General features: G+C 33.2%; 17 protein-coding genes. All 17 read right to left on the minus strand.

Features of this window, described 5'->3' with window-relative positions; genetic code table 11:
• On the minus strand, positions 1–272 hold a 272-nt coding region (gene rpsM, locus ACH2BO_RS11560), incomplete at its 3' end, for a 30S ribosomal protein S13 (protein WP_395044898.1).
• Positions 273–274: 2 nt separating this feature from the next.
• Positions 275–391, minus strand: a complete 117-nt coding sequence (gene ykgO, locus ACH2BO_RS11565; protein ID WP_081932050.1) for a type B 50S ribosomal protein L36 — start codon at positions 389–391, stop codon at positions 275–277.
• An 11-nt stretch (positions 392–402) separates the two neighbouring features.
• Entirely contained in the window at positions 403–618 is a 216-nt protein-coding gene (gene infA, locus ACH2BO_RS11570) for a translation initiation factor IF-1 (RefSeq protein WP_007136545.1), read from the minus strand.
• A gap of 5 nt (positions 619–623) precedes the next feature.
• Positions 624–1,967 (minus strand): preprotein translocase subunit SecY, encoded by a 1,344-nt coding sequence (secY, locus tag ACH2BO_RS11575; protein ID WP_395044899.1) that lies wholly within the window; start codon positions 1,965–1,967, stop codon positions 624–626.
• Between the two features lie 12 nt (positions 1,968–1,979).
• Entirely contained in the window at positions 1,980–2,432 is a 453-nt protein-coding gene (rplO, locus tag ACH2BO_RS11580) for a 50S ribosomal protein L15 (protein WP_274782169.1), read from the minus strand.
• A gap of 11 nt (positions 2,433–2,443) precedes the next feature.
• Positions 2,444–2,626: a 50S ribosomal protein L30 gene (gene rpmD, locus ACH2BO_RS11585; protein ID WP_298119790.1), complete on the minus strand. Its 183-nt coding sequence runs from the start codon at positions 2,624–2,626 to the stop codon at positions 2,444–2,446.
• Between the two features lie 12 nt (positions 2,627–2,638).
• The gene (rpsE, locus tag ACH2BO_RS11590; protein ID WP_298177567.1) at positions 2,639–3,163 is read right to left on the minus strand and encodes a 30S ribosomal protein S5; all 525 of its coding nucleotides are present in this window, start codon (positions 3,161–3,163) and stop codon (positions 2,639–2,641) included.
• Positions 3,164–3,169: 6 nt separating this feature from the next.
• Complete coding sequence (gene rplR, locus ACH2BO_RS11595; RefSeq protein ID WP_395044900.1) at positions 3,170–3,523, minus strand: 50S ribosomal protein L18; 354 nt, start codon at positions 3,521–3,523, stop codon at positions 3,170–3,172.
• An 11-nt stretch (positions 3,524–3,534) separates the two neighbouring features.
• On the minus strand, positions 3,535–4,077 hold the full coding sequence (gene rplF / locus ACH2BO_RS11600) for a 50S ribosomal protein L6 (RefSeq protein ID WP_395044901.1): 543 nt from the start codon (positions 4,075–4,077) through the stop codon (positions 3,535–3,537).
• 17 nt (positions 4,078–4,094) lie between these two features.
• On the minus strand, positions 4,095–4,493 hold the full coding sequence (gene rpsH / locus ACH2BO_RS11605; RefSeq protein WP_395044902.1) for a 30S ribosomal protein S8: 399 nt from the start codon (positions 4,491–4,493) through the stop codon (positions 4,095–4,097).
• Positions 4,494–4,565: 72 nt separating this feature from the next.
• Positions 4,566–4,835 carry a 30S ribosomal protein S14 gene (gene rpsN / locus ACH2BO_RS11610; RefSeq protein ID WP_395044903.1) on the minus strand — a complete coding sequence of 90 codons (270 nt, stop codon included), beginning with the start codon at positions 4,833–4,835 and terminating at the stop codon, positions 4,566–4,568.
• A 3-nt stretch (positions 4,836–4,838) separates the two neighbouring features.
• On the minus strand, positions 4,839–5,390 hold the full coding sequence (gene rplE, locus ACH2BO_RS11615; protein WP_395044904.1) for a 50S ribosomal protein L5: 552 nt from the start codon (positions 5,388–5,390) through the stop codon (positions 4,839–4,841).
• Positions 5,391–5,392: 2 nt separating this feature from the next.
• Positions 5,393–5,707, minus strand: coding sequence for a 50S ribosomal protein L24 (gene rplX, locus ACH2BO_RS11620; RefSeq protein ID WP_395044905.1), 315 nt, complete (start codon positions 5,705–5,707; stop codon positions 5,393–5,395).
• An 11-nt stretch (positions 5,708–5,718) separates the two neighbouring features.
• Entirely contained in the window at positions 5,719–6,087 is a 369-nt protein-coding gene (rplN, locus tag ACH2BO_RS11625; protein WP_007803649.1) for a 50S ribosomal protein L14, read from the minus strand.
• A gap of 2 nt (positions 6,088–6,089) precedes the next feature.
• Positions 6,090–6,347, minus strand: a complete 258-nt coding sequence (gene rpsQ / locus ACH2BO_RS11630) for a 30S ribosomal protein S17 (protein WP_159778948.1) — start codon at positions 6,345–6,347, stop codon at positions 6,090–6,092.
• A gap of 17 nt (positions 6,348–6,364) precedes the next feature.
• The gene (rpmC, locus tag ACH2BO_RS11635) at positions 6,365–6,556 is read right to left on the minus strand and encodes a 50S ribosomal protein L29 (protein ID WP_395044906.1); all 192 of its coding nucleotides are present in this window, start codon (positions 6,554–6,556) and stop codon (positions 6,365–6,367) included.
• A gap of 12 nt (positions 6,557–6,568) precedes the next feature.
• Positions 6,569–6,782 (minus strand): 50S ribosomal protein L16 (gene rplP / locus ACH2BO_RS11640; RefSeq protein WP_395044907.1); only part of this gene is annotated, 214 nt, incomplete at its 5' end.

Below are 6,782 nucleotides of genomic sequence, written 5' to 3' on the forward strand. Positions count from 1 at the left end.
TGACGGATTCCTCTGTAACATCCAATATCCATTAGACGTTTGATGTGTAGTGAAACTTCTGAACGAAGTTCCCCTTCAATTTTGTAATATGATACTGCATCACGGATTGCTCCGATTTCGTCATCATTCCAATCTTGAACTTTTGTATCCTGGCTTACTTGAGCTTTTTCTAAAATCTCAATAGCTCTACTTTTTCCTAATCCGAAGATATAGGTTAGTGCAATAACACCTCTCTTATTTTTCGGGATATCTACCCCTGCAATTCTTGCCATAACTATCCTTGTCTTTGTTTAAATCTAGGATTCTTTTTGTTAATAACGTATAATCTTCCTTTTCTTCGCACAATTTTACATTCTGCGCTTCTTTTTTTAACTGATGTTCTTACTTTCATTTTGAATATCTTTAGTATCTATAAGTAATTCTTGCTTTTGACAAATCGTAAGGACTCATTTCTAGTTTTACTTTGTCACCAGGTAACAATTTAATATAATGCATACGCATTTTTCCAGAAATGTGTGCAATAACTATATGCCCATTTTCTAATTCAACACGAAACATTGCATTTGATAATGCTTCAATTATTGATCCGTCTTGTTCTATTGCTGATTGTTTTGCCATAAAAATTAAGCTACTGCTTTTCTATTTTTACCACTTTTCATTAAACCATCATATTCTCTATTCAATAAATAAGTATTTATTTGTTGAATAGTATCAATTGCAACTCCTACCATAATTATCAAAGAAGTTCCGCCATAAAACATTGCCCATGATTGTTGAACACCAAAACTTACCACTAATGCTGGGAACACAGCTATTAAAGCAAGGAATAGCGCTCCTGGAAACGTTATTAATGACATTATTTTATCTAAAAAATCACCAGTTTCAATTCCTGGCTTTACACCTGGAATAAATCCACCACTTCTTTTTAAATCGTCTGCCATTTTATTTGTAGGAACTGTAATTGCTGTGTAAAAGAATGTAAAAATAATGATTAATGAAGCAAAAACTAAATTATACCAAAACCCAAACATATCGCTAAAAGTTGTTGCAATGCTTTTAGAAGCATCAGAATCTGAGATTCCAGCCAAAGCTGCAGGAATAAACATAATTGCTTGAGCAAAAATGATTGGCATTACACCTGCTGCATTAAGTTTTAATGGAATCCATTGTCTATTACCTCCCAACATATCTTGCTCAAAATCACCAGCAGTAGTTCTTCTAGCATACTGTACTGGTATTTTTCTTATTGCCATAACTAATAATACACAAGCAATAATAACTAACATCCAAACAATAATTTCTATGACTAAAAGCATTAATCCACCATTATTATTTGTCACTCTAGAAGTAAACTCTTGCATAAAAGCTTGAGGTAGTCTTGCTAAAATTCCAACCATAATTAGTAATGATATACCATTTCCTATTCCTTTATCAGTAATTTTTTCACCCAACCACATTGCAAAAATTGTACCTGTCGTTAAAATCAAAACTGATGAAAACAGAAATGAAAATGAATCAAACCCTAATAAAAAAGCACTGCTTGGTAAAGTTCTATATAGATTATATATATAACCTGGACCTTGTAATAATGTAATACCGATTGTTAACCAACGTGTTATTTGATTAATCTTTTTTCTACCACTTTCTCCGTCTTTTTGCAATTTTTGTAAATAAGGAATAGCAATTCCCATTAATTGAACTACAATAGAAGCAGAAATATAAGGCATAATACCTAATGCAAAAACAGAAGCTTTAGAGAATGAACCTCCAGTAAACATATCAAGAATAGATCCTATTCCATCTTTAGTTTGTCCTTGCAATCCACCTAATTGAGTAGCATCTATTCCTGGTAAAGTCACTTGAGCGCCAAAGCGATAAATAACAAGTAACCCCAAAGTCCAAAGAATTCTATTCTTTAACTCATCGATTTTCCATATATTTCTAAACGAATCAATAAAATTCTTCATAAAATCAGAATATTATAATGTTATTACTTCACCACCTGCTGCTTCTATAGCAGCTTTTGCAGTGGCAGTAAATTTATGAGCAGATACTTTTAATTTAGCTTTCAATTCACCTCTACCTAAAATCTTCACTAATTCAGATTTTGTAGCTAAACGGTTTTCAACTAATACTGAAAAATCAACAGTATCTGTTACAATTCCGTTATCAACTAATGCTTGTAAAGTGTCAAGATTTACACCTTGATGCTCAATTCTATTAATGTTGGTAAAACCAAACTTAGGCACACGTCTTTGAAGAGGCATTTGACCACCTTCAAAACCAATTTTTTTAGAATAACCGGAGCGAGATTTGGCTCCTTTGTGACCTCTTGCAGAAGTACCACCTTTTCCAGAACCTTCTCCTCTACCTAATCTTTTATTTTGATTATGTGTTGAACCTTCAGCAGGTTGTAAGTTACTTAAATTCATAACTATAATTGTTATTTAACTTCCTCAACGGAAACTAAGTGTTTAACTTTATTTATCATTCCAAGGATAGTTGGATTTGAATCATGCTCCACAACCTGTCCCATTTTACGAAGACCCAAAGCTTCTAATCCTCTTTTTTGAGTAAGTGGACAATTGATTTTGCTTCTAACTTGTTTTACTAATAATTTAGCCATATTTTCCTTGAATTAACCTTTAAAAACTTTCTCTAAAGAAACACCTCTTTGTTTTGCAACAGTGTAAGCGCTTCTCATTTGTAGTAATGCATCAAAAGTAGCTTTAACCACGTTGTGTGGATTAGAGGAACCTTGAGATTTTGATAATACGTCATGAATTCCAACTGATTCAAGAACTGAACGAACAGCTCCACCAGCAATAACTCCTGTACCGTGAGATGCAGGCATTAAAAATACACGAGCTCCACCAAATTTACCTTTTTGTTCGTGAGGAACAGATTGACCACTTAAAGGAATTCTAACTAAATTTTTCTTTGCATCTTCAACTGCTTTAGCAATTGCTTCAGAAACATCTTTAGATTTTCCTAATCCGTGACCAACTACACCATTTTCATCACCTACAACAACAATAGCAGAAAAACCGAAAGCCCTACCACCTTTTGTTACTTTGGTAACACGATTAACACTTACCAAACGATCCTTTAATTCAAGTCCACTTGGTTTTACTAACTCTACATTCTTGTATTTATTAGACATAATATATTAGAATTTAAGTCCAGCTGCTCTTGCGCCTTCTGCTAATGATTTAATACGACCGTGATATAAATAACCTCCTCTATCGAAAGTTATAGTATCTATACCGGCTTTCAACGCTTTTTCTGCAACAAGCTTTCCAACAATTGTTGCAACTTCAACGTTTGTTCCTTTAGAAACCACTTCTTTATCTCTTGATGAAGTAGCTAATAAAGTAACACCATTTACATCGTCTATGAGTTGAGCATAGATTTCTTTATTACTTCTGAATACAGAAAGTCTTGGTCTAGCAGCTGTACCGCTAACAATCTTTCTTATTCTATACTGGATTCTCTGTCTTCTTTCAGATTTTGTTAATGACATAATCTATATTTTTACGCTGATTTACCAGCTTTTCTTCTTAATACTTCACCTACAAATTTCACACCTTTTCCTTTATAAGGTTCTGGTTTACGGAAACCTCTAATTTTAGCTGCAATTTGACCTAAAAGTTGTTTGTCAAAAGAGGTTAATTTAACTATTGGATTTTTACCTTTTTCTGAAATTGTTTCTAAAATAACTTCAGAAGCAACTTCTAAAACTATATTATGAGAAAAACCTAATGCTAAATCAAGTTTTTGACCTTGATTTGAAGCTCTATATCCCACACCAACAAGTTCTAATTCTTTTGTAAAACCAGTAGATACTCCAACAATCATATTATTGATTAATGATCTGTATAAACCGTGTTTAGCTCTATGATCTTTATGGTCTGAATATCTTTCTACCAATACTTGACCATCTTCAACTTTAACTGTAACGTCCGAAAACTCTTGTGTTAGTTGACCTAATTTTCCTTTTACTGTAACCATTGCATCTGTAACATCAACAGTTACTCCGCCTGGAACTACAATTGGATTTTTTCCTATTCTTGACATCGTTTAGTATTTTTAAATTAGTATACGTAACAAATTACTTCACCACCAACATTTAATTGCTTAGCTTGTTTTCCTGTCATCAATCCTTTAGATGTAGAAACAATAGCAATACCTAAACCATTTAAGATTCTTGGCAATTTAGAAGCACCTGCATACTTACGTAGACCTGGTTTACTAATTCTTTGAATATCCTTAATTACTGGCTCTTTAGTATCTTTATCATACTTTAAAGCAATTTTGATTGAACCCTGAACAGAGTTGTCCTCAAATTTGTAACTTAAGATATATCCTTGATCGAATAAAATCTTTGTGATTTCTTTTTTAAGATTAGATGCTGGGATTTCAACCACTTTGTGGTTAGCCCTTACTGCATTTCTAACTCTCGTAAGATAATCTGCAATTGGATCTGTATACATATGTATAGATTTGCGGTTTTGGTTTTCAATAAAACTATTTCTATCGAACCTTAAACCAATTAAAAATTATTTTTACCAACTAGCTTTTTTTATACCTGGAATTAATCCTTGGTTAGCCATTTCACGAAATGTTACACGAGAAAGTCCAAATTGACGCATATATCCTCTTGGTCTTCCAGTTAATTTACAACGATTATGTAAACGAACAGGAGAAGCATTTTTTGGTAATTTTTGTAAACCTACATAGTCTCCAGCATCTAATAATGCTTTTCTCTTTTCAGCATACTTTGCTACCGTTTTTTCTCTTTTAACCTCTCGGGCTTTCATTGATTCTTTAGCCATATCTTAATTCTTTTTAAAAGGTAAACCTAATTCTGCTAATAGTGATTTTGCTTCTTTATCAGTTTCTGCTGAAGTTACAAATGTAATGTCCATACCTGATATTTTGTTTACTTTGTCAATATCAATTTCTGGGAAAATGATTTGTTCCAAAACACCAAGGTTATAATTGCCTCTTCCGTCGAATCCAGTTGCTTTAATTCCGCCAAAATCTCTTACACGAGGTAAAGCTGAAGTTATAAGTCTATCTAAAAACTCATACATTCTTTCTCCACGCAAAGTAACTTTAGCACCAATCGGCATTCCTTTTCTTAGTTTGAATGATGCAACATCTTTTTTAGAAATTGTAGCTAAAGCTTTTTGCCCTGTAATTTTTGTCAATTCATCTACAGCGTAGTCAACTAACTTTTTATCAGAAACAGCAGAACCAACTCCACGGCTTAAAACAATTTTTTCAAGTTTAGGAACTTGCATTACATTTTTGTAACCGAACTCTTCTCTAAGCGCAGGAATAATCCTGCTCTTATATTCTTCTTTTAGTCTAGGTATATATGCCATAACTATAGTACTTGATTAGATTTTTTTGAAAATCTCACTTTCTTATCACCTTCTATTCTTGTTCCTGTTTTTGTAGCTTCTTTAGATTTAGGATCTATCAAAGACAAGTTTGAAATATGAATAGGAGCTTCTTTCTTTACGATTCCTCCTTGAGGATTTTTAGCACTTGGTTTTGTATGTTTTGAAACCATATTAGCGCCTTCAACAATCGCTTTATTATTTTCTCGGCTCACTTTAAGAACTTTACCTTCAGTGCCTTTATGGTCACCAGATATAATCCTTACTATGTCACCTGATTTTATTTTTAACTTTGTCATCATTAATCGAATTAAAGCACTTCTGGTGCTAATGATACAATTTTCATGAATTGTTTTTCACGAAGTTCTCTGGCAACTGGACCAAAAACACGAGTTCCTCTCATTTCTCCAGCAGCATTTAACAATACGCAAGCGTTATCGTCAAATCTGATATAAGATCCATCAGCTCTTCTCACTTCTTTTTTGGTACGTACAACAACTGCAGTTGAAACAGCACCCTTCTTAACGTTACCGTTAGGCGTTGCATCTTTAATTGATACTACAATTTTATCTCCAACAGAGGCATAACGACGTTTCGTTCCTCCTAAAACACGTATAGTCAAAACTTCTTTTGCTCCTGTGTTATCTGCGACTTTTAGTCTTGATTCTTGTTGTACCATAATTACTTCGCTCTTTCAATGATTTCAACTAATCTCCAACATTTAGTTTTACTTAAAGGTCTTGTTTCCATGATCTTTACAGTATCTCCAATGTTACAGTCATTTTTTTCGTCGTGTGCATGATACTTTTTAGTTTTCAACACGAACTTACCGTATAAAGGGTGTTTTACTCTTCTAGTTTCAGAAACAACAATGGATTTTTCCATTTTGTTGCTAGTAACTACACCTACTCTTTCTTTTCTTAAATTTCTTTTTTCCATCTTTCAGCAGATTACAATTATTGTAACTCTCTTTTGCTTAATTCAGTTGCCAATCTTGCTACCGATCTTCTCATTGTTTTAATCTGAAGAGGGTTTTGAATTGGTGAAATAGCGTGAGCCGTTTTTAATTCAGCATATGTTTTCTTTACTTCACTAAGTTTAACTTGTAACTCAGCTGTAGATAGACTAATAATTTCTGATTGTTTCATAATATATTTAGATTATGCTTCGAAATCTCTAGCAACAACAAACTTAGTTTTAACTGGAAGTTTTTGTGCAGCTAAGCGTAAAGCTTCTTTAGCAACTGACAAAGGTACACCTCCAACTTCAAACATAATTTTTCCGGGTTTAACAACGGCAGCCCAATATTCAACGGCACCTTTACCTTTACCCATACGTACCTCAAGAGGTTTCTTTGTTATTGGTTTGTCAGGA

It is taken from the genome of Flavobacterium sp., from assembly GCF_043773265.1.
Lineage (GTDB): Bacteria > Bacteroidota > Bacteroidia > Flavobacteriales > Flavobacteriaceae > Flavobacterium.